We start from the raw sequence: 23,533 nt of genomic DNA on the forward strand, positions 1-23,533 counted from the left end.
TTGCTTATACCATAAAAAATCCCAAAGCTTGCTTTGGGATTTTTTATTGCTTATCATTTTGCCTTTAAATCATAAAACGGAATACATTGAGTAATTATACTGTGGGAATAGTACCTCCATCTATCACATATTCTGTTCCTGTTAAATATTTTGCACGGGAAGAAACCAGAAATCCTACAAACTCTGCAACATCTTCCGGTTGAGCCGGTCTGCCGATAGGAATTCCTCCTAATGCATCCATGACACTTTGTGTAGCTTCTTCTATTGAGGTTTTTGAACTTTCTGCAATACGTTCCATCATTCGCGTCGCAGATGAAGTCATAATCCAGCCAGGAGAAACAGTAAGAACACGAACACCTTTTGGAGAGACTTCTTTTGACAGACCTTTACTGTAATTGATAAGCCCGGCCTTGGCTGCCGCATACGGTAGAGTAGAATCAAATAAAGGAAGCCTTCCCTGAATAGAAGCAATATGAATAATTACCCCGGTTTTTCGTTCCAGCATTTGGGGTAAAAATCCTCTGTCTAAACGAACAGGGGCCAGAAGATTGTTCTGGATCGTGTTTTCCCAATCTTCATCACTCAAAACAGAAAAACCACCACCGGGAGTTTCTGAACCGCCTAAAGTATTAATTAAAATATCAAGCCTTCCAAAAGTAGAAAGAATCTCTCTTACCAGCTTTTCGGCGTGTTTTGCCTGGCTCAGATCTCCTGAAATAAAATGAAGCTGATTATTCATATTTTCAGATTGATTTCTTGCTGTGACAATTACCGTAGCTCCGGCTGCTAATAACCTTTCAGCAATCGCTCTTCCAGTTCCTTTTGTTCCTCCAGTTACTAAGGCAATTTTACCTGATAATTCGTTGTTGAAATTAAATATTCCTGTCATGATTTCTTTTTGTACAAATTTCAGGAGTATGGCAGGCTCTTACAAGTACGGGGTTACGAATCATATACGGATAAATTTATCCCATATTGTAGTGTCATGTCATTGTGCTACATTTGTTCTATGTATGAAAGAAAAATTCCACCCAATCTGAACTGTGGGCTTGATCTTATTGCAGAAGTTCTGTATGGCAAATGGAAAATCCGCTTATTATGGTTTATTCATGAAGGATATCAAAGACCAAGCGAACTTCAGAGAAAGATTCCCGATGCTTCCCGCAGAGTGTTGAATGTACAATTGAAGGAACTTGAAGATCACGAGCTTGTAGCTAAAACAATTTACGCTGTTGTGCCACCAAAAGTTGAGTACAGGCTTACAGAATTTGGACTTACACTGATTCCGGTAATTGCTGTATTGGGAAAATGGGGTGATGATCATGAAGAACGTTTACGGACCCTTATTCTGAAGAAAATGGAAGGCATCCCTAAAAACGAATAAAAATCTACGGAATTCATAATTTTTGATATTTTACTTTCTTTTTGGGAATCGAATATCATAATTTGATTAAATTTATACTGTAAAAAATTAATACCCAATGACTTTTGGACAACAGATGCTATTCTTTTTTAGCGCAGTAGGAGCATTCAACGGACTTTTGCTGGGTATCTATCTGCTGTTTGTAAAAAAACTGAGATATCTTCCGGATTTTTTTCTGGGACTTCTTCTCTTAATGCTAAGTTCAAGGGTCGGAATTTCCGTATGTATTTACTTTTATCCCGATTTGCCGAGAGTCATTCCGCATTTGGGATTATCGGCATTATTTTTTACAGGGCCTGCATTATACTACTTTATCAAATCTTCCTTTCAGCAGGAACAGTTTGATCTGAAGAACTGTAGAAAAGCTTTTGGATTGCTAACCATTTTTTTAGGGGCTGTTGGGTTACTCTATTTAATTTTTCCAATCACATGGGATCATTATTTCGGAACATTTATATATGCAGTATGGTCTATATTTGTGTTTCTTGCAGTTTATCAGTATTATATTTTTTCAAAACAAAACAGCAAAAGTTCTAATAGGTTTGTTCTTCCTGTCCTTATCAGTAATGTGATTATCTTTTTAACATATCAATTGATTTCTACGGGATGGGTACAAATTTATTGTGCAGGAGGAAGCCTTGTGTTTTCATTCGTTTTGTATGCTAATTTTTTGATTTTATTTAATAGAAAATACCAACAGGTTTCTCCAATGAAGGAAGTTGAAAGATATTTCAACAAAAAGATTTCAGAGGAACAGGCCGATAGTTTTGTATCAAAATTAGACAAGCTGATGAATGCTGAGGAACTTTACAAAAATCCGAATCTTAAGCTAAATGACCTGGCTTCCCGGATGAATATGCCCGCTCATCAGCTTTCCCAGCTTTTGAATGATAATCTGGAAAAAAGCTTTGCCACATATATTAACGAGTACAGGATTAATGAAGCTTGCGAGAAAATAGGAAATGGCTCTTATTTGAAGATTGAAGAGATCGGTTATGAAGTAGGATTCAATTCCAAGTCAACATTCTTTTCTACATTTAAAAAGATTAAAAATACAACTCCTCTTTTGTATAAACAGTCGCAAACCCTTACCGAATCTACATTCCAGAGTTCAAATTTATAATTTCGTACTGCGGGATTTTAATCTCAGAACCTGTTTTTTGCCGTAAGCCAATACTTTTGATTTCATAAAAATTAAAATTTATGATCATCAAATTAAGGCTTTTCTTGTTCCTGGTACTCTTTGGGTTTTTAGGAAAAGCACAGGAAGTTTCAAGAAAAAAAGTTCCGGATTCTGTTGTTCAGTCTCAGCCTTCTACAACAGATATTTCGGAGGTTATTATCCGTTCCGCTCCCAGAAAAGTAAAATTGAATGAAGGAAATCTGGTAATGCCAGTTTCCGGAAATAAAGACTTTAAAACTTCTGTCAATCTTTTGGATGTATTGAGAAAAGCACCAGGGGTCTCCATAGATCAGGAAGATGGTATTTTTATTGGCGGAAGAATAACTCCCGCTATTTTCATTGATGGAAAAGCTGTTGTGATGAGCAGCCAGGAATTGCAGATCTATCTCCGTTCTCTTTCACCGGAAATTGTAGAATCGATAGAAATAAATACCAACCCTTCTTCAAAATATGATGCAGAATTCAAAGGTATTATTGACATACGATTAAAAAAGAATATAAGTTTGGGCTGGAAAGGAAGCTATAGCGGGAATATGTATGTAAATAAGTTCAATTACCGTGAAAACACTTTAAATCTTTCATACAATACAAATAATGTCACCTATAATGTGCAGATTGGATATAATGAAGGAATTTCAACATATCGGTATAGTGCCCTGCAGAAATTAGCCAGTACAGATATGATGAGAACCAATGCCTATCAGAAAGATGATGCTAAAGTGTATGCTATTCTTACAGGAGCAGATTTCAGATTAAATGACAAAAACAGACTTGGCATTAACCTGAGGCATAATTTTCGGGATAACATGCGCTCCCGAGACGGATCTTTGTTTACGACCGATAAAACAGAAACTCAAACTGTACTGAACACGATAAGTGAAAATCCATCAAACTACCGACAGGACAATCTTGGAATAACTACCGATTATTCTTATCAAGATAAAGAATTTAAACTCAGCTTTTTGGGAAATTATCTCTCGGTTCAAAACAAACAAAAGGATGATTTTATCAATAGAAATCGATCTTCTACAGATATTTTATCTTATTGGAAATCTGATCTTTTTAATAAAATCACAATTTATACGACTCAGATAGATGCATCTCAAAAAATTGGGAATGCAGATATCGAGGCGGGAGTTAAGTACAGCTTTTCAGATACTCATAATAATATCCGTTATGATACATTATCAGTAGAAAATATATTTGTGTTCGATCCTTCAAGAAGTAACATTTTTTCCTATCGAGAGAAAATTTGGGCGGGATATTTGGCTTACAGACAAAAGTTTGATAAATTACAGATCAACGCAGGGCTCCGATTTGAAAATACCAACAGTATTTCAGATGCTGTTACTATTGATTCTACTGTTACCAGAAACTATCTGAGATGGCTGCCGTCTCTTAGCTTAAGTTATACTTTCAACCCCTCCAGCGAACTTTCGGTTTCTTACAGCAAGAGAACCACAAGACCTGTATTTTCACAGCTGAATCCTTTTCGATTTTACTTCAGTCCTTTAAATTACTGGATAGGAAATCCTTATTTACAACCTTCTTTTACCAGTCAGATCAAAGCATCCTTTCGTTACAAAAACTGGATAACAAGCTTTACCGTTGGAAAAGAGAAAGACGTGATGACCCGTTATCCTTTGTACAATCCTGAGACAAATGTGTTGGAATATCTTGGAACGAATCTTCCTTACAGGAATTTTGCAATTCTGGAAACAAGCTTACCTATAAAGCTTACCAATTGGTGGAATATCACGGCCCAACTTTCAGGATATTACAACTATGAGTTCAGGCCTTATCTGGATGAGGTTTTTGCATTGAATATTTATAATTATGAAATAAGATTGAATCAGGTATTTTCGTTTTCAAAAGGATATACCGTGAATCTTTTTTTCAATTATGAATCCAAAACCGGGAATAGTCTTTATATCATTAAACCACGGTATAATGTTGATGTGTCTGTTCAGAAGTCATGGTTTGATAATAAATTGAATACAAAAATAGGGTACACGAATCTATTGGATTCCTATGATCAGCGTCTGGAATTTCGGCATAAGCAGATTATGGATAATCGGTTTACGCATTGGTGGGACAGCAGTAGGCTTTTTGTATCGCTGAGTTATAATTTTGGAACTTCGAAGTATCAGGTGAAAGAAATTCAGAAAACTGAAGAAGAAAACCGGACGAGATAAAAAGAAACCTGCTTGAAAAAGCAGGTTTCTGAATGTATTATGGACATTGGCATCTGTCACAAGTCCAGATAAAGCATTTTCCTGTATTATCCCATTCACAGCATCTTCTGCCTGTTGAAATAGGAGCTCCTCCCATTACTGATTTTTGTTGCTCTCTTCCTAGTTTTTGTGCATTCTTCAGCACAGAATTGTTTTTGTTCATGATTTTGTTGTTTTGATGTTAATAGTAAAGTTTTAAAAAGTATAATTTCGCGAGAATTATATCACTAATGTATGAAAATTATTTGAATTGTATGAAGAGATTTTTATACCTATATAGATGAAAGATAGCTTTTTGCGAACTTTTACATACCATGAAAGCAGGTAAGCTGTAGGAAAGAATAAAATTTAGAAAAGGATATCACTGCTAAAATCAAATTTGAAGCAGAAAATTAGACAAAAGTTTTCCAGATAGAGACCTTTACTTATATTTGTAGTATTGCATAAATCTTTATGAGACTAAACATTAAAAACGAAACGGGAAGGCTGAGATCTGTAGTATTGGGCCAGCCTAATTCATTGGGCCCAGTTCCCACCTTAGAAGAAAGTTATGACGCCAAGTCGTATTACTCAATCGAAAACAACATTTATCCTAAAGAAGAGGATATCATCAACGAGATGAACGCTTTCGAAGCAGTTTTAAAAAAGTATAACGTTGAAGTACTCCGCCCCAGCATTATTCAGGATTACAACCAGGTTTTTTCAAGAGATGTGGCCTTTGTGATTGATGATAAAATGATTATTTCAAACGTTATTGCAGACAGAGCAGATGAGCAGGAAGCATACAAAAGCGTTTTTGAAAAAGTAGCCTGGAGAAAAATTATCAACCTTCCGGAAACAGCTCATATTGAAGGTGGGGATGTGATTGTTTGGAACGACTTTATTTTCATAGGAACCTGCTTCAGCGAAGACTATAGAAATTATAAAACGGCAAGAACCAACGAATATGCCATTGAAATTTTAAAAGAATATTTTCCAAAGAAAAGAATCATAGATCTTGAACTGAGAAAAAATGATAAAGTTCCATTTGAAGGAATTCTTCACTTAGACTGTACTTTCAATCCTGTAGGAGAAGACAAATGTATTATCTATAAGAACGGGTTTGTAGATGAAAGTGATTACCGTCTGATCATCGATATTTTTGGAGAAGAAAATTGCTTTCACATCAATGATGAAGAAATGTTTGAAATGTTCCCGAACATTTTCTCGATCTCTCCTGATGTAGTAGTTTCAGACAAAGCATTCACCAGAATGAACAACCATTTGAGAAACGAGTGGGGAATGACGGTAGAGGAAATACCTTATAGAGAAATTTCTAAAATGGGAGGCCTTTTAAGATGCTCAACAATGCCGCTTGTGAGAGAATAACTGAGTAGTAGAGTTTTAAGGTTTGAATGTTTCTGGGATTTGTCTGAGATTTTTTGAGTGAAAATTGTTGTTGTTTTCTATTTTAGTTTCAGAATACAAAGATGCCAACAATAAGATTTCACCAGGATTTAAAGGTGTTTCAAAAATCTGTAGAATTTGCTATGATGATTTTTGAACTTACAAATTATTTTCCCAAAGAAGAACTTTATTCTCCTACAGATCAATCAGGCGTTCATCGAGATCAGTTTCTGCCAATATTAGTGAAGCTTGGGGAAAAGAAAATATGAAAAATCTTTGTTGCTAGGCTTACGGATTCTGAAGGTGAAGCAAGAGAAACTCAAACTTGGCTATTGTATGCATGGAAATGCAGTTATATAAATGCAGAACAGTTTATTAATTTAAACAATCAATACAATCAAATAATTGGGATGTTGGTCAATATGATGAGTCAGTCACAAAGTTGGTGTACATTTTCATCAATCAATAAAGAACAAAAATAACTTTACACTAAAACACTCAGACTCTCAAATCCAAACACCCTCAAACTTAATAAAAATGCAAACAACAGATACCGTATTAATGATAGAGCCGATTGCTTTCGGTTACAACGCAGAAACAGCAAAAAACAATTACTTTCAGGTAGAACAGACAGGTTCAGATATTCAGTCAAAAGCGTTGGCAGAATTCAACACCTTTGTCGGCAAGCTGAGAGAAAAAGGAATCAATGTAATTACTATAAAAGATACTTTGGATCCTCATACACCAGATTCTATTTTTCCTAATAACTGGGTGAGTTTTCACAAAGACGGAAAAGTAGTCTTATATCCTATGTTTGCTTCCAATAGAAGAGTGGAAAGAAGAGAGGACATCATTGAGACCATCAAAGAGCAGGGATTTGATGTTGCTGAGGTTGATGACTGGTCATTCTCGGAAACTCAGGGACATTTTCTGGAAGGAACAGGAAGTATGATTTTCGATCATGATCAAAAAATTGCTTACGGTTCTGTTTCTTTGAGATTAGATGAAAATCTATTTAGAGAATTCTGTTCGAAATACGGATTCACTCCTGTCGTTTTTCATTCATTTCAAACAGTAGGTACAGAAAGACTTCCGATTTATCACACCAATGTAATGATGTGCGTGGCAGATAAGTTTGTGGTCATCTGTCTGGATTGTATTGATGACGAGCTTGAAAGAGAAAAAGTGATTGAAACCATCAAAAATTCAGGAAAAGAAATCGTTGAAATTTCTGAAGAACAAATGCAGCAGTTTGCAGGAAATATGCTTCAGGTTCAGAATAAAGACGGAGATAAGTTTCTGGTGATGAGTCAGACCGCTTATCAGTCTTTAACAACTGAGCAGGTAGCAGCTATTGAAAAGTACTGTGAAATTATTTATTCAGATCTGAATACTATTGAAGTAAACGGAGGAGGAAGTGCAAGATGTATGCTTGCCGAAGTCTTTCTTCCCAAAAAATAATATATTTGCGAAAAAAAACTAATTGAAACCATTATCAAGTAAAGGCTTACATATTCTTCTGACTTTGGAAACAGAGTCAGAAGATTTATTATTAGACAGTAAAGGATTTTTAAAATTTACAGAGCATATTCTGTCCACCAAAGACGTAGAAATTGTAGGGGTTACTAATCACGTTTTTGATAACCAAAGTTTTACTTCTGCGGTTTGTCTTAAAGAATCCCATCTTTGTATCCATACATGGCCAGAGTTTAAGCAGCTTACTTTTGATGTTTTTCTTTGTAATTATACTCAGGATAACACCTCGAAAGTAGAACAGATTGCAGATGAGGTGATCCAGTATTTTAAAGCTAACACCATTCAAAAACACAAAATTTACCGATAAAAAATGGATCACATTTGTCCCATTTGCCAAACCAATAATAATCAGATGGCGATCGATTTCGCTATTGAAGAATTTATTTGCAGCCATTGTGATAAACTTATTACAGTAGGAAAAACCACCGCCAGTAAAACCATTAAAAAACCCGTAGAAAATGTTGTTCTGGAAGTAGGTCGTAAAGGTATACTTTATGGAACGGAATACTGGGTAATGAATATCGTCATTAAAAAATATGGTTCCGATACCTTCTGGAGAGAATATGCTTTAAAAGATAAGGCAGGTAACAATATTTTTCTCAGTGAAAGTGACGGACACTGGGTAGTTCTCTGTCCTGTAGATTTCGCTTTCAAAGAATACAAATATTACGCAGAAGCTAATGGTAAAAATTACAGATGGTACGAGACAACGCCATGTAGTATTTACGCTGCAACAGGCTTTTTCGAGGATAAACTTCAGTTTGGTCTGGCTACCTATAAAGAATATGTGAACGGAGCAGAAATGATTTCCAGAGAAGAATATGGTGCTTCAAAAGAATTTTTCAATGGAAAACATATTTCAAGATCAGAAATCCGGAAAGCCTTTGGAATAAAAGAATTACCCTATCGTACCGGAATAGGTATTGTACAGCCGTTTGCATATAATGTAAGACAGAGTACCAATATTATGGCTGTTACTGCTTTGTTGATTTGCTTACTCCAACTCTATGTTGTCACTTCCCGAAGTAACCAAACCGTATTTGAGCAGAATATTAATTTTGCTGAGGTGAACGATAAAGAAATGGTAAGCAAAAGTTTTACTCTTTCTGGTGGATCCGCCCCATTGAAAATACATGCTTTTTCAGACGTAGACAATTCCTGGGCAAACGTAGGGGTAAGTCTGGTTAACGAAAAGACCAATGAGGTAATATCTGCCTCCAAAGATATAGAACGCTATTCCGGATTTGAAGATGGAGAAAGCTGGAGCGAGGGAAGCAAAAGTGAAGACTTCAATATATGCGGAATTCCTGGTGGAACCTATCATTTCCTGATCTCAGCAGAAAAAGAAGGAGGGGTTGCCGATCCTTTTAAATCAGGGTTCAGACCAGAAAAAGGAGGTTTTTCTATCATTCAGAACGAAACGGGAACTTTCTTTTTGCAAAATGACAAAGATAAAAGTATCAGTTCTTATACAGACAAACAAGCTCTGAAAAATACAATTATAGAAAAAACAGGCCTTCTCAATACTCCTAAAGAAATGGGAAAACTGGATTCTATACTGATCAATATGGTTCCGGATTATGGGTATCCCAGTAAATATGAGCAGAACGCTTCTGTCAAAATTAAAGCAATATGGCTTCCGGTTTCCTTCTGGAACTTTGCCATTGTACTCATCTGCTTAGTTCTCTTTGCAGGATTAAGCTATCTGGCGAAAAGAATCTTTGAAACCAATAAATGGAAGAACAGTTCCAACTCACCTTATCCTTCTACCAATTAAGCTATGCAGAGAATCATCAATTATATCAAAAATAACTGGCAGCTCTTTGCCATCGGAAGTTTTTTTCTGGGGTGGTTTGTATATCTTACCTTCACAGGAAACCAGTTCTGCGACTGTACCAAAACAGAGAACTATCGCGACGGAACCACAAAAAGCCATTCCAGAGCTGGATTTTACAGATACTATCACAAATAAAAATATAAAAACTATGAACAACATCAATGTACTGCCTATACTCAATTCGGTGCTTTATTCATTTTTAGGAATCATTATTCTGCTTGTGTGTTACTTCATTATTGAAAAACTGACCCCGGAGAAAACATGGCATGAGATTGCTCAAAATAAAAATATAGCACTGGCGATCGTTTTTGGAGCATTTATTATCGGAATTTCAATGATTATAAGCGCAGCAATTCATGGATAAAAAGAGGATACCTCTTGAACTTCTTTTAATGTTCTCGGTATTTGTCATTGCGACATGTGGATTGATTTATGAGTTGGTGGCCGGAGCTTTGGCAAGTTACCTCTTAGGGGATTCTGTAAAGCAGTTTTCCTTTATCATTGGGGTATATCTGTTTTCGATGGGAGTAGGTTCCTATCTGGCAAAATTCATTAAAGGAAACCTCATCGACAAATTCATAGAGATTGAAATTCTGGTAGGAATTGTGGGTGGGATCAGCTCCGTTGTATTATTTATTCTTTTTAATACGATGGCTCATTTCGAAGCCGTTCTTTATCTGTTCGTCTTTTTTACAGGATGTTTAGTCGGAGTTGAAATTCCGCTTCTGATGAATATTCTTAAAGACAGAATCGGGTTTAAAGATCTGGTGTCGAATGTTTTTGCCTTCGATTATATTGGAGCCCTTTTAGCCTCTATATTATTTCCTCTGGTGCTTATTCCGCATCTTGGGATTGTAAAGACGCCTTTATTCTTTGGGCTTATTAATATTTCCATTGCTATATTTCTGTGTTTTTACCTTACAAAAGAGCTTTCAAAATCAGTGTCTTTAAAAGTGAAGTCCATCGGTGCCTTTGTGTTACTGCTTACTCTTTTTATATTCTCCGATAAGATACTCTCTTATTCCGAAGAAAAACTGTACGGAGAAAATGTTGTATACACCAAGAGCTCTCCTTATCAGAGGATTGTTTTAACAAGGAATAACCGTGAATTTCGCCTGTATCTCAATAACAATCTCCAGTTTTCTTCCACAGATGAATATCGTTATCATGAAGCCTTGGTTCATCCTGTGATGTCAATGTCAAAGAATATAGATAATATTCTTATTCTGGGAGGTGGAGATGGTTTTGCCGTTCGTGAAGTACTGAAATATAAAGAAGTTAAAAAGATAACCCTTGTAGATTTGGATGGTGACATGACGCAGTTCTTCAAAACCAATGAAACTATGCGCCAACTTAATCACAGTTCTTTATCTAATGCTAAAGTAGAAGTCATCAACAAAGATGCTTATATTTGGGTAAAAGAGAACCAAAAAAAATATGATGTTATTATCATAGACTTTCCGGATCCCTCCAATTATAGTTTGGGAAAATTGTACTCTCTGCAGTTTTATAAAGAGCTCGAAAAAATTACTACACCGGATACTAAAATTGTCGTACAGACAACATCTCCTTATTTTGCTCCCAAATCTTTCTGGTGTATTGAAAAAACCATGAATCAGATTTATCCTTTTACAACTGCCTATCACACCTATGTGCCGTCGTTTGGAGAATGGGGTTTTTCAATGGCGTCTTTTGAACCTGTCAATCGAAAAATCTATAGGAGACTGCCCAATTTAAAATATTATGATTACAACTTTTCACAGATGTCTTACTTCAATAAAGATATGATGGTGAAAGAGGTAGAAATTAACCGTTTGGATAACCAGATACTAGTTCGTTATTTTGATGAAGAGTGGGGGAAAGTACAGTAGAAAGGAATTTCTTACAACGATATTTTTAGGGAGTCTTATGCTTCCTTTTCTGCAATATTGCGGAAAGAAAATGAAGTCTATGCTGCTGAAGATTACAGGAACCCATCATGTTCTTGGCCATCAGCTTTGGGCAAAAGATTTTCCACCGTTTTCGGAAGTTATCCACACCCGATATCTTATTGTGGGGGGAGGGATTTCCGGACTTTCCGCAAGCCGATTTTTCAGTCAGAATAATCAAAATGATTATCTTCTTTTGGAAATGGAAAGTCATTTGGGAGGAAACTCTTCCAACGGACAAAATAAGTTTTCAAAATTTCCCTTGGGAGCGCATTATTTACCGTTGCCAAATAAAGAAAACACAGAGATTATCGATTTTTTAAAAGAATGTAAAATATACCTTGGTGACGATGAAACTGGAGAACCTGTTTTGGATGAGTATCAGATGACTTTTCCACAGCAGGAAAGATTATTCTTCAAGAACGCATGGCAGAATGATATTGTTCCACAAAAGGGAATTTCGCCTGAAACTCAAAAAGAACTTACCCGATTCTTTAAAATAATAGACAGTTTCCGTGAGAAAAAAGATGCGCAAGGGAAATATTGGTTCTCCATTCCTGTACAGGATTCCAGTAGAGAAGATGAGGTCTTAAAGTTTGAAAACATTCTTTTCAAGGATTGGCTTGCAGAGCAGAAATTTCAGTCAGAAGAGCTAATGTGGTTATTGGATTATTCCTGTAGAGATGATTATGGATTAGGAATTGATTACGTTTCGGCGTGGGCCGGGATTCATTATTTTGCAGGAAGAAAAAATAACTGGAGCAAAAAATATAAAGATCAGGTTTTTACCTGGCCGGAAGGAAATGCCAGACTGGCCAAGCACTTTTTAAAATATACAGAAGGAAAACACTTGACAGAACATCTGGTTTTTGAGGTAAAAATTAATGACAAGGTTGAAGTACTCAGTTTCGACAATGTCAACAAGAAAACCAGGAAAATTATTGCAGAAAAAGTATTATTTGCAACCCCTCAGTTTGTGAATGAAAGAATTCTTACTCGTAGGAGAGCATCATCATTTCATTACGTTCCCTGGCTTCTTACAACCATCACATTGCAGAATGAATTTGGTGGAGACGAAGAACTTGCCTGGGATAATGTGATCTACGGGTCATCCGGATTAGGGTATATTTATGATCAGCATCAGAATCTTGATCAAATTTTAAACGAAAAAGTGATTACCTATTACAGAAGCTTCTCCAGTAATGATTGTAAGAAAGCAAGAAAAAAACTGTATGCCATGAAGGAAGCCGAACTGAGAAGTTTAGTTTTGGAAGACCTGAAGAAAGCTCATCCGTTAATTGAGGATTTCATCATCGAAATGCAGTTTCACAAAATTGGACATGCCATGATAGCTCCGGTTCCGGGACAGATTTTTGGAGAAGCAGCTCAATCGGCAAAAGAACCTATTGATGATAAAATTTTCTTTGCCCATTCTGATCTTTCAGGAATTTCTATTTTTGAAGAAGCCTTTTATCAGGGAATAAGAACAGCGGAGAAAATGTTGTAAAGAAGTATGAAACAACCTTGGATACAGAATGCAAAAACAGACTGGTGGTTTATTTTATCACCACCTTTTCTGGTACTGTTGATTATTTTCTTTTTCCAGACACAGATTCAGGAATTGGAGAATACCTATTCCTTTTACACCTGGCTTTTTCTGATCGTTTTTGTAGATGTTGCTCATGTGTATTCAACACTATTCAAAACCTATTTTGTAAAAGGTGAAGTACAGAAGAAGAAACTCTTGTATATCGGTATTCCTGTTATAAGTTGGGGAATAGGAATCTTTCTGTTTCAATGGGGAAGTCTGACATTCTGGTCGGTACTTGCACTCGTTGCCGTTTTTCATTTTATACGTCAGCAATATGGCTTTATGAGAATATATGCCCGGTTTGAACCCAACAGCTGGAGCAAAAAAATAGATGAGGTAGCGGTATATGCGGCAACAATATATCCTATGCTGTATTGGTTCAAGACACCAAGAGCGTTTACCTGGTTCGTTAATAATGAATTTGAATGGCTTCAACATCTTCCTGACTACGTAGGCTGTATTACCGTAATGTACTTTGGAATACTTATTCTTTGGGGTTGTAAAACTGTTTTTGAAACCGTTAAAACGGGAAAATTCAATATTCCTAAAACAGCCCTCATCACCGGAACCTATCTTTCGTGGTACTTCGGAATCGTATATTTTAATAATGATCTTCTTTTTACTTTCCTGAACGTTATTTCTCATGGTGTCCCTTACATTGCACTCATTTACATCCGGGAAATAAAACAAAGAGACCATAATCAGCTGGACAGGCTTTTAATCTTTAAATCCTTGATAGGAATATTTTTGTTTATCGGGGTCATCTTAGGATTCGCTTTTCTTGAAGAATTCTTATGGGAAACTTTAGTTTGGAATGAACATTTTTCATTGAACCTAAATATTTCTGAAAATCTGCTTCAGTTTTTGGTTCCGCTACTGGTGGTTCCACAGCTTACTCATTATCTTTTAGACGGTTTTATCTGGAGGAAACCCAAAAAAGTTGGTTAACTTTGCCCTGAATGTTCAAAATCTAAGAATGAGACAATACTTTTTATCACTGGCAATTCTCCTGGGAATATTTGTCGGAGCACAGCAGAAAACGTTCTGTAACCCTATCAATATAGATTACGGATATACCCCTTTTGAAGTTTTTTCCAAGCAGGGAAAACATCGTGCTACAGCAGATCCCGTTATTGTCAATTTTAAAAACAAGCTTTTTCTGTTTTCTACCAATCAGGAAGGATACTGGTACAGTGATGATATGCTGGACTGGAAGTTTGTGAAAAGAAAATTCCTCAGAGACAACAAATATATTCACGATCTCAATGCTCCGGCAGTCTGGGCGATGAAAGATACACTCTATGTATACGGTTCTACATGGGAACAGGATTTTCCTATCTGGAAAAGTACTAATCCTACAATTGACGACTGGAAAATTGCAGTAGATACTTTAAAAGTAGGGGCTTGGGACCCGGCATTCCACTATGATGAAGATAAAAATAAACTGTACCTGTATTGGGGGTCGAGTAATGAATGGCCATTACTGGGAACCGAAGTGAAAGTCAAAAATCTTCAGTCCGAAGGATTTGTAAAACCGATTCTCAAACTGAAACCTGAAGATCACGGTTGGGAAAGATTCGGGGAATATAATGATAATGTTTTCCTGCAGCCTTTTGTGGAAGGAGCCTGGATGACGAAGCACAACGGAAAATATTATATGCAGTACGGGGCCCCTGCTACGGAATTCAGCGGATATTCGGATGGAGTATATGTAAGCAAAAGCCCTTTGGAGGGATTTGAATATCAACAGCACAATCCTTTCTCCTATAAACCTGGAGGTTTTGCAAGAGGAGCCGGGCACGGAGCTACTTTTGAGGATAATTACAAAAACTGGTGGCATGTTTCCACCATTTTCATCTCTACTAAAAATAACTTTGAAAGAAGGTTGGGAATTTGGCCTGCTGGTTTTGACAAAGATGATGTGATGTATTGCAACACAGCTTACGGAGATTATCCCACATATCTGCCACAGTATGCACAGGGGAAAGATTTTACCAAAGGTCTTTTTGCCGGATGGATGCTTTTAAATTATAATAAACCTGTTCAGGTATCATCAACATTAGGAGGTTATCAGCCTAATTATGCCGTGGATGAAGATATTAAGACCTATTGGAGTGCTAAAACAGGAAACTCAGGAGAATGGTTCCAGACGGATTTAGGAGACGTATCTACAATTAATGCCATACAGATTAACTATGCAGATCAGGATGCCGAATTTATGGGGAAGACCTTAGGAAAAATGCATCAGTATAAAATCTATGGATCGAATGATGGGAAGAAATGGAAGGTTATTGTTGATAAAAGTAAAAATACCAGAGATGTTCCTCATGATTATATTGAGCTTGAAAAACCTGCAACAGCAAGATTCCTTAAAATGGAAAATCTTAAAATGCCTACCGGGAAGTTTGCATTGAGCGGTTTCAGAGTATTTGGAAAAGGAGCTGGTGAAAAGCCTAAAAAGGTAGAAGGATTTGTTCCTTTAAGAGCTGATCCCAAGAAATATGGTGAAAGAAGAAGTATCTGGATGAAATGGCAGCAGAATCCGGAAGCTGACGGATATGTCATCTACTGGGGGAAATCTCCGGACAAATTGTATGGCAGCATTATGGTATATGGAAAGAATGAATACTTCTTCACAGGGGCAGACAGAACGGATGCTTATTATTTCCAGATTGAAGCTTTCAATGCCAATGGAATGTCTGAAAGAACAGAAATCGCAAAATCAGAATAGATAAGAATAGAGAGATAATGTAACACGCTTTGCGAGATCAGAGCGTGTTATTTTTTATCAAGAAGCTGTATGAATTTCTCAATTTTATCTATCAAAAAATCATCATTTCTATCTTTGTCCCAGTCAAGATGCCCGCCAGAAAATTCGTAGGATTGATGAATAACATTATTTTTTCTTAAAACCGAATCTAATATCTTTTCCTGCGTAAGAGGAATGACACGATCTTTTTTACCATAGTAAGAAAGAGTAGGAGGTACGCCTTCTGTAATCCAATGAACAGGACTTGCAAAATTGACAGGCGCTATTTTTTGAGGCACAGTTTTAGGATCAATCAAATGCTTTTCTACAAATGAATAGTCTTCATAAGAAGTGAAACTTTTGTCCGAAAGATCAGCTGGTCCTACAATATTAACAACGGCTTTCACTTTTTTATCAGCATCAAAATGATAGGCATAAAGCATAGATAAATGTCCACCGGCACTATTTCCCAGAAGTATTAGCTTTGGAGTATAATTCAGTTTCTTTTTAATGTACGAGACAACACTTTGAATATCATGCATTTGAGTGGGGATAGCATACCGTGTGGCAGAAGCTAGTCTGTAATTCATATTGATAAAAATATGATCCGGGAATTTCTGCATCATGGAAAGCGTAAAAAAGGTGAGTTGAGATTTATTTCCTCCGCGCCATCCTCCACCATGAACCATTATAAAAACTTCTCTTTGCTGATTATTTTTTTGATCAGGGGTGTAAAGGTCTAAAACCTGATCAGGATGACTCCCATAACGGATATTTTCTTCCTTATCAAATCTTATATTATTTCCAAGATGGATTTTATTTTCTTTACAGCCGATCCATACGAAGGAAATAGCTATATAAATAAAAATAACAACGATATTTTTTTTCATAGATAAATATAAAAAACCCACTGAATAAATCAATGGGTTGATAATACAAAAATAATTGAATATGAAGAATGATTAATTTATCTTGTTCTGCTCTTGATGGCATCGGATGCGCCTTCTATGTCTCTTACTTTTTTCACTTTTTGGTTTCCGAAATTGTAAGTTACACTTACCATCACATTTCTGTTGTAACGGTTTTGGTGAATATAGTTGTAGTTTCCGTTATCCTGCTGATCTTCAATTTTGATGACATTGGTATTCAGAATATCGTTGGCATTCACTGCGAAGGTCCAGTCGTTCCATAATTTTTTTATGCTGAGGTCTAAGCTCATTAAGCTTTTCAGAGATCCAAGTTCAATCTGTTGTTTATCTACATAGAAATAATTAACTCCGAAGAACCATGTTTTCTTTTTATCAAGACGGATCGTGTTATTGGTCTGGATCAAAAGACTGGTAGATTTTGTTTTATTGCTGTACACAATATAATCTCCTTTTTCATTTTTGAATCGATCTCCTGTTGTAGGATCCGTATCCAGACTTCCGTTATTGATATTGTGCTGAATACCGATATTGAAATTGGTTGTCCAGTACTGTTTAAAGAAGTTTTTCTGAAGACCCAGCATTGCAGACATTTCCTGTTTGTTTCCGAAATTGGTTCGGATATATCTCAGTACCGGATTTTCTCCTACTTTACCGGAAGGTGACACCGGATATCCCTGTAAAGGAACCTGAGTAATAACATCCTGAATGTAGGAATGATTTAAAATTAAGAAATACGAATTTCTATACATATACGTAAGTTCCTGGTTGTAGGTAGAAGAAGCCTTCACAAAAGGATTGTTCTGTGTATAATTGGCATCTGTCAGAATATTTCTTACCGGGTTCAGTTCCCAGAAGCTCGGTCTTCTCATTCTGCTTGAAAAGGAATAAGAAAGGTTGTTCTTATCATTAATGGCGTAATTGGCACTTAGATAAGGAAGAAAATTATTATAATTTCTTTCAATTCTTTTCAGCTCTTCGGTTGGAGCATTATCAGACGTTCCCAAGCTGTTGGTAATTTCATATCGGGCCCCTACTTTTCCGGAAAGTTTATTAGATAATTTTTTTTCAATAGTGATGTAGGCTCCGTAGATATTTTCGTCATAAATAAAATGATTCGGTCTTGGATCGGGAGCCAAAAGAGGGATGTAGGAAAAAGTGATGTTTTTAGAATCGTTATCAGTTTTAGTTTTGTTATAATTACCTCCAACGGAGATGGTAAGGTCATTTTTAAACTTTTGAATATAATCCACCATTCCAGAGAAGTTATTGATGATCTGAGGAAGGTTTTGCTTGATCTGAGTCGTTCTGTCCATTACGTCTCTATCAGCATTTGACATGAAGGTTTCATTGTCAATATTCTGAAATCTTCTGTAGTTCAGATAAGCTGCATTCAAGTTCAATTTACTGCCCAGTGAATCTGTTTTTAATTCATAATTCAAATTCAGAGAGTTGTTGTACGATTTTGTATTCTCTCTGTTTTTGGACCAGGTGTATTTTGTTTCCTTTTCTGTCTTGATGGTATTAAACAGATCTACCGTCGAATTATCACTTTTGTTAGTCCATGTATTATAAGATAGGGCAAGATTGCTCTTATCATTCAGCTGGTAATCAATATTCAGATAACCACCGATGTTTTTGTTCGGGTCATCAACGTCTCCTACCGATTCATTCGACGTTGTTGCAGTACCGTTTTTCAACGTATACGTTTGAGGTTCTATATTTTGCCCTCCGCTTACGCTGGCACTGATTCCCAGCTTGTCTTTTCGGTAATTAGCAGACACACTGGCCTGGCTTGAGTTGTATTTATTCTGAGTGTTAGACATTCTCATGTTTCCATTCAGTCCGTCGCTCATCTTTTTCTTTAAAATGATATTGATGATTCCATCTGAAGATTCTACCTGATATTCACTTCCCGGAACGGTAATCACTTCAATTTTCTGAATATTTTCTGCCGGTGTATTCTTCAGGAACTGAACCAGAGAGTCAGCATCCATATTTGTTTTTCTTCCGTTGATATAAATGATGGCATTGTTCTTTCCTGCAATTTTCAAGGATTTATCATCGGTTGAAGATAATAATGGGGTCTGCTTCAAAAGATCAAAAGTAGTATTACCTTTAGCAACAGGAGAAGCGGCAACATCATATACAAAACGGTCGCTTTGCTTTTTAAAAACCTGCTTGGTAATGGTAATGCCTTCTATGCTTTTGGTTTTTACCGTATCAGATTTCTTTTCCTGAGCAAAAGCACAGGCTCCGAATAGGATGGCGATGGACAAAAGTATACGTTTCATGTTTGTTTTATTAAGAGTGGTTGAGGTGAAATAGATATTTCCGGATTAGGTTCTTGATTTTACAGCATCATTCGCTGATTTCATTTCCCTTGCTTTTTTCAGTTTCTGATTTCCGAAGTTATAGGTAACTCCGATGTTCAGTAATCTTGGATAATTGAAATTGGTTATATTATTATATTTTCCGTTGGGCTGCGTTCCCTGAACCCTGTAAAAACTTTGGTTGAACAAGTCATACACTTCCGCTACTACAGTCCAGTCTCCGATGATCTTTTTCAGGCTGATATCGAAACTCTGTCTGGCTCCAATCATTCCACTTTCCATTGCTGCCTGGCTTGCAAAGAAGTAATTAACGCCCAAGAACCAGTCTTTTTTAGAAGAAAGTCTAATCGTATTATTGATGGTAGCAGACATATTATAGTTTTTAATATCAATGATGTACGGATCTACCACTTCTGTTTCTTCCGGTCCCGGTTTGGAAGTAGGATCTGCCAGTACAGCTCCTTGGTAGGTTATGTATCCTAAGTTCACAGAATAGTTGGTTGTCCAGATATCATTAAACCAGGATTTGTTCATCCCAAGAGTTAAGCTCAACTCTCTGTTCTTTCCGTAATTTGTTTTGATATATCTAAGGAATCTTGTTGTTTCCATGATTTTGTTTCCTAGCGGGTCATAGATATAATTTCCGTCTTCATCTTTCTTAGGTGCTGTTACCGTTCCCTGTAAAGGAATCATATCAGAAGCTGCAGCATCTTCCACCATATTAAAACTAAGGTTGGCGTAGAAAGCATTCTTGTACATATAGTTAAGTTCCTGATTATAAAACTTTGCAGCCAATATAAAAGGATTGTTCTGAGTATAATTGGTAGGGGTAAAGTACGTTCTGGAAGGGTTCAGTTCCCAGAATCTCGGTCTGCGGATTCTACTGGAGAAAGTATAGCTCAAATTATGATCGGAATTGATGGTATAATTTAAATTCAGATAAGGTAAGAGATTATTGTAATTTCTTGTAAAACCTCCCTCTTTGCCTACAATATCTCCGGTACTTCTTGTCATTTCGTAACGAGCTCCTATTTTTCCAGATAGCTTTTCTGTAAGCTTTCTTTCATAGTTGAGATAAATTCCCAGGATATTTTCCTTATAAATGAAATGGTTGGTCTGATATGTATCTGGAATAAATTCCTGATTTACGTATTGATCCTGCTTCGTATCATTATCTGTGTTGGTGTGGTTATAGCTTGCTCCCATCAACCATGTTTCACCTTTAGCCGTTTTTTTCAGATAGTCGATATTGGCTGCATAATTATTGATGATCTGAGGAACAGATTGGTGAAGAGCCGAATAATTATTGTCTTTTACATTGTTTAATGGAAAAGTTTCGTTGAAGCTCACTTTATCTCTGTTGAACCATAAATAAGAAACGTTCGAAGTAAGTTTGCTGCCTAAAGAATCAGTCTTGATTTCATAATTTAGATTAAAAGAATGATTTCTTGTTTGTGCATCCTCATTATTTACCGTTCTGTTTGTTATATTTCCGTTTTGAAAATTGGTCACATCCAATACAGAATTGAAGCTCTTGTTATATCTCATATTATAAGAAATACCTACACTTTGCTTCTTGCTGATCTCATAATCAACATTGAAGCCGCCCCCGAAAGTTTTGTTAGGATCATCATTATATCCATAAGATTCATTTCTGAAAGTAGGATCCCCATTAGACAATGTATACCTCTGTCTTTCCGTCCAGCTTCCCATTCTTACATTGGAGTTTCCGGACCATTTCCCCTGTCTGAAGTTAAAAGAAGCTCCTGCAGAAGGATTGTTATAATAAGCCTGCTCATTCTGCATTTTCAGGGTACCGTTGTAGCCGTTATTCTTGTTCTTCTTCATCACAATATTAATGACACCTTCCTTAGATTCTACCTGAAACTCACTTCCCGGAACGGTAATGACTTCAATTTTCTGAATATCTTCTGATGGAGTAGACTTCAACATTTCGATTAACGCTTCAGCATCCATATTTGTTTTCTTGTTGTTGATGTAGATAACAGCATCAGACTTACCAAGAATTTTCAACGTTTTTCCATCCACACTCGAAATCATTGGAGTTTGTTTCAAAAGGTTGAACGTATTGGTTCCTTTTGCGATAGGAGAGGCTGCTACATCGTACACAAGGCGGTCGCCTTGTTTTTTGAAAACCTGTTTCTTGATATTGACTGCCTCAATAGAATTGACTTTCAAACTGTCTTTCTTCTGCTGAGCAGTAACAAATCCACTGAAAAATAGGGCTGCAATGAGAATTTGAGTTTTCATGATAATTATTTTTTTAGTTTAATAGCTTGTATCGTTTGTTATTTAACATTGCAAAGATATATAATAAATTTAGTATCATGCAATGCAAAGTACTTAAAATGTTTTTAATTAAAATTTAAATAACTGATTATCAGTGATTAAAATTTATGTTATTTTTTTTGTCTTCAATGACTTTACTATGTTATTAGACAATCCAAACAATATTTTTGTTACATCATGAAGTGAAATTTGTTGAAATTTTTAAAAAAATTAATAGAAAAAAAGGATTGGGTATCAAGGAATGTATTTTATTATTAATTTAGTGAAAATCAAAAACTAATACCATATGAGAAAAATTTACCTCTTATTTTTATTATTTACATTGATAATCTCATGTAAAAATGAATCTTTCTTAGAAATCGGTGAAGAAACACCAATTCCCCAAACAAATTATAATTTTGGAAATTCTACCCAAAAAAACTTTCAGGGTGTCGTGCTGGATACAAATGGTCTTCCGGTTTCGGGAGCAACTGTAACAATTGGAACAGGTACAGCTACTACAAACCATAAAGGTTTTTTCACCTTTAAAAATGCTTCGGTAAAAGAAAATTTTGCCCATATTAAAGTGACAAAACCAGGATATGTAAATGCATCAAGAGTTTTGGTTCCAACCAATGGAACAAATAATGTGAATATTATGATGATTCCCGCAACGGCAACGGCTAACATTAATACAGGTTCTGCTTCTACCGTTTCATTGTCCAACGGAACAAAAGTAAAATTTGACGGAAGTTTCAAAGATGCTAATGGAAATGCTTATTCCGGAAGTGTAAGTGTTGCTGTTTTTCACTTGGCACCTTCCGACAAATATTTGAATGAACTGATGCCGGGATCTTTTTTAGCGACCAATTCAGCGGGAAATCCTAGAGTGATGGAAACTTTTGGAATGCTGCATGTACAACTAACAGGAAGCTCCGGGCAAAACCTTCAGATAGCGAATGGTCATACAGCAGAAATTACTGTTCCTGTAGATGCAAGTCAAACTTCCAGTTCACCGACTACCATTCCGTTATGGTCTTTCAATGAAAACACAGGAATTTGGCAGGAAGAGGGTTCGGCAACAAAAATTGGTAATACGTACGTAGGAACAGTAAGCCATTTTTCCTGGTGGAATTGTGATGCGCAATTTGAACAGGCAACAATGAAAGTCACGGTGAAAAACTCTACAGGACAGGTTTTACCCAATATCAGAGTAACTTTAAAGAGAGCGTCTCAATCGTACGAAACTTATGGCGTAACGGATAATGTAGGAACTGTATCAGGAATTGTTCCCGCAGGAGAAACTCTTATTTTAAAAGTATATGATGCCTGTAACAGTATGATCTATACAGCCAATGTGGGCCCTTTTTCTGCTGGAGTAATAACTACATTGCCAGATATCACAATCAATCCTTCTTCTTCTATTAGTTATACCATTCAGGGAAGCCTAAAAACCTGTGCTAATGCCAATGTCACTGAAGGATATGTTCAATTGAAACCAGTGGGAACTACAAACTACTTCCAATATATGTCGGTTCCAGTAGATGCTAACGGAAATTTTACCTTTACTACCTATTCATGTACAGCAAATCCACAGTTTATATTTGAGGGATTTGATACAGTTAATTTTCAAAGTACGAATCAGATGACTTTCACAGCAACTTCCAATAATTTCAACATAGGAAATATTATTGCCTGTAATGCTGTAAGCGAATTTATTAGTTACAAAATAGATAATCAACCGGTAACTTCTATTTTAGGGTCTATCAATGGGGAATGGACAGGTCTTACTTCAACATCACCCAATACACCGGCGAAGCAGTTGAGAATTGGTTCAATGAGCCCTGCAGGTCCATTTTTTTATTACACACAGAAAAATATGTTGGGAGTTGCGGCAAGTTTTACTTCAGATTATATGTTTGAAGTTTCAGGAGGGGCTATTACGCCAAGTAATGGAAACCTGGTGGTCAATATAAGTAGTTTCGGCGCTGTTGGAGATTATATTGATTTTACGGTTAACGGTACTTTTACCAATAGCTTAGGAAATCATACATTCACTGCTACAGGACACGTAAAACGAGATTTATAATAAGTAAAAAAAGGACCGAAAAGGTCCTT

General features: G+C 36.3%; 20 protein-coding genes. 15 read left to right on the forward strand and 5 right to left on the reverse strand.

The features are described 5' to 3' along the window. Positions 1–94: 94 nt before the first annotated feature. A complete protein-coding gene (locus ACQ76T_RS16385; protein ID WP_431344336.1) occupies positions 95–889 on the reverse strand; it encodes an SDR family oxidoreductase in 795 nt (264 codons plus the stop codon). A gap of 120 nt (positions 890–1,009) precedes the next feature. Between ACQ76T_RS16385 and ACQ76T_RS16390 the strand changes: the two genes are divergently transcribed. From ACQ76T_RS16390 to ACQ76T_RS16400, 3 genes are all read left to right on the forward strand, one after another. Continuing rightward, on the forward strand, positions 1,010–1,384 hold the full coding sequence (locus ACQ76T_RS16390; protein ID WP_431344337.1) for a winged helix-turn-helix transcriptional regulator: 375 nt from the start codon (positions 1,010–1,012) through the stop codon (positions 1,382–1,384). A 97-nt stretch (positions 1,385–1,481) separates the two neighbouring features. Continuing rightward, positions 1,482–2,546: a helix-turn-helix domain-containing protein gene (locus tag ACQ76T_RS16395; protein ID WP_431344338.1), complete on the forward strand. Its 1,065-nt coding sequence runs from the start codon at positions 1,482–1,484 to the stop codon at positions 2,544–2,546. A gap of 80 nt (positions 2,547–2,626) precedes the next feature. Continuing rightward, complete coding sequence (locus ACQ76T_RS16400) at positions 2,627–4,801, forward strand: TonB-dependent receptor domain-containing protein (protein WP_431344339.1); 2,175 nt, start codon at positions 2,627–2,629, stop codon at positions 4,799–4,801. 37 nt (positions 4,802–4,838) lie between these two features. Here ACQ76T_RS16400 and ACQ76T_RS16405 read toward each other — a convergent pair whose 3' ends face one another. Beyond that, a complete protein-coding gene (locus ACQ76T_RS16405) occupies positions 4,839–5,003 on the reverse strand; it encodes a hypothetical protein (protein WP_422694592.1) in 165 nt (54 codons plus the stop codon). A 290-nt stretch (positions 5,004–5,293) separates the two neighbouring features. Here ACQ76T_RS16405 and ACQ76T_RS16410 point away from each other — a divergent pair, with 290 nt between their 5' ends. The 11 genes from ACQ76T_RS16410 (at position 5,294) to ACQ76T_RS16460 (ending at position 15,849) form a co-directional block, all read left to right on the forward strand. Further along, complete coding sequence (locus tag ACQ76T_RS16410) at positions 5,294–6,208, forward strand: dimethylarginine dimethylaminohydrolase family protein (protein WP_431344340.1); 915 nt, start codon at positions 5,294–5,296, stop codon at positions 6,206–6,208. Between the two features lie 290 nt (positions 6,209–6,498). Continuing rightward, entirely contained in the window at positions 6,499–6,708 is a 210-nt protein-coding gene (locus tag ACQ76T_RS16415) for a four helix bundle protein (protein WP_431344392.1), read from the forward strand. A gap of 55 nt (positions 6,709–6,763) precedes the next feature. Further along, positions 6,764–7,687, forward strand: a complete 924-nt coding sequence (gene ctlX, locus ACQ76T_RS16420) for a citrulline utilization hydrolase CtlX (RefSeq protein ID WP_431344341.1) — start codon at positions 6,764–6,766, stop codon at positions 7,685–7,687. Positions 7,688–7,709: 22 nt separating this feature from the next. Further along, positions 7,710–8,069: an S-adenosylmethionine decarboxylase family protein gene (locus ACQ76T_RS16425; RefSeq protein WP_431344342.1), complete on the forward strand. Its 360-nt coding sequence runs from the start codon at positions 7,710–7,712 to the stop codon at positions 8,067–8,069. 3 nt (positions 8,070–8,072) lie between these two features. Then, positions 8,073–9,539 (forward strand): DUF4178 domain-containing protein, encoded by a 1,467-nt coding sequence (locus ACQ76T_RS16430; RefSeq protein WP_431344343.1) that lies wholly within the window; start codon positions 8,073–8,075, stop codon positions 9,537–9,539. A gap of 3 nt (positions 9,540–9,542) precedes the next feature. After that, the gene (locus ACQ76T_RS16435; protein WP_431344344.1) at positions 9,543–9,734 is read left to right on the forward strand and encodes a hypothetical protein; all 192 of its coding nucleotides are present in this window, start codon (positions 9,543–9,545) and stop codon (positions 9,732–9,734) included. Between the two features lie 13 nt (positions 9,735–9,747). Beyond that, positions 9,748–9,963: a DUF350 domain-containing protein gene (locus ACQ76T_RS16440; protein WP_431344345.1), complete on the forward strand. Its 216-nt coding sequence runs from the start codon at positions 9,748–9,750 to the stop codon at positions 9,961–9,963. Next, the gene (locus ACQ76T_RS16445) at positions 9,956–11,470 is read left to right on the forward strand and encodes a polyamine aminopropyltransferase (RefSeq protein ID WP_431344346.1); all 1,515 of its coding nucleotides are present in this window, start codon (positions 9,956–9,958) and stop codon (positions 11,468–11,470) included. The genes ACQ76T_RS16440 and ACQ76T_RS16445 overlap by 8 nt, the downstream gene beginning before the upstream one ends. Next, positions 11,445–13,034 (forward strand): NAD(P)-binding protein, encoded by a 1,590-nt coding sequence (locus ACQ76T_RS16450; protein ID WP_431344347.1) that lies wholly within the window; start codon positions 11,445–11,447, stop codon positions 13,032–13,034. The genes ACQ76T_RS16445 and ACQ76T_RS16450 overlap by 26 nt, the downstream gene beginning before the upstream one ends. Before the next feature lie 6 nt (positions 13,035–13,040). Continuing rightward, positions 13,041–14,066 carry a hypothetical protein gene (locus ACQ76T_RS16455; RefSeq protein WP_431344348.1) on the forward strand — a complete coding sequence of 342 codons (1,026 nt, stop codon included), beginning with the start codon at positions 13,041–13,043 and terminating at the stop codon, positions 14,064–14,066. 28 nt (positions 14,067–14,094) lie between these two features. Further along, positions 14,095–15,849, forward strand: a complete 1,755-nt coding sequence (locus tag ACQ76T_RS16460) for a discoidin domain-containing protein (RefSeq protein ID WP_431344349.1) — start codon at positions 14,095–14,097, stop codon at positions 15,847–15,849. 47 nt (positions 15,850–15,896) lie between these two features. Here the strand turns inward: ACQ76T_RS16460 and ACQ76T_RS16465 are convergent, their stop codons facing one another. The 3 genes from ACQ76T_RS16465 to ACQ76T_RS16475 all read right to left on the reverse strand — a co-directional run bounded on the left by ACQ76T_RS16465 (position 15,897) and on the right by ACQ76T_RS16475 (position 21,397). Further along, on the reverse strand, positions 15,897–16,757 hold the full coding sequence (locus tag ACQ76T_RS16465) for an alpha/beta fold hydrolase (protein ID WP_431344350.1): 861 nt from the start codon (positions 16,755–16,757) through the stop codon (positions 15,897–15,899). A gap of 77 nt (positions 16,758–16,834) precedes the next feature. Then, positions 16,835–19,087, reverse strand: a complete 2,253-nt coding sequence (locus ACQ76T_RS16470; protein WP_431344351.1) for a TonB-dependent receptor domain-containing protein — start codon at positions 19,085–19,087, stop codon at positions 16,835–16,837. Positions 19,088–19,132: 45 nt separating this feature from the next. Further along, positions 19,133–21,397: a TonB-dependent receptor domain-containing protein gene (locus ACQ76T_RS16475; RefSeq protein ID WP_431344352.1), complete on the reverse strand. Its 2,265-nt coding sequence runs from the start codon at positions 21,395–21,397 to the stop codon at positions 19,133–19,135. A 325-nt stretch (positions 21,398–21,722) separates the two neighbouring features. Here ACQ76T_RS16475 and ACQ76T_RS16480 point away from each other — a divergent pair, with 325 nt between their 5' ends. Next, positions 21,723–23,504 (forward strand): carboxypeptidase-like regulatory domain-containing protein, encoded by a 1,782-nt coding sequence (locus ACQ76T_RS16480; protein ID WP_431344353.1) that lies wholly within the window; start codon positions 21,723–21,725, stop codon positions 23,502–23,504. The last annotated feature ends 29 nt before the right edge of the window (positions 23,505–23,533 follow it).

Source organism: Chryseobacterium sp. JK1, assembly GCF_050632815.1.
Lineage (GTDB): Bacteria > Bacteroidota > Bacteroidia > Flavobacteriales > Weeksellaceae > Chryseobacterium.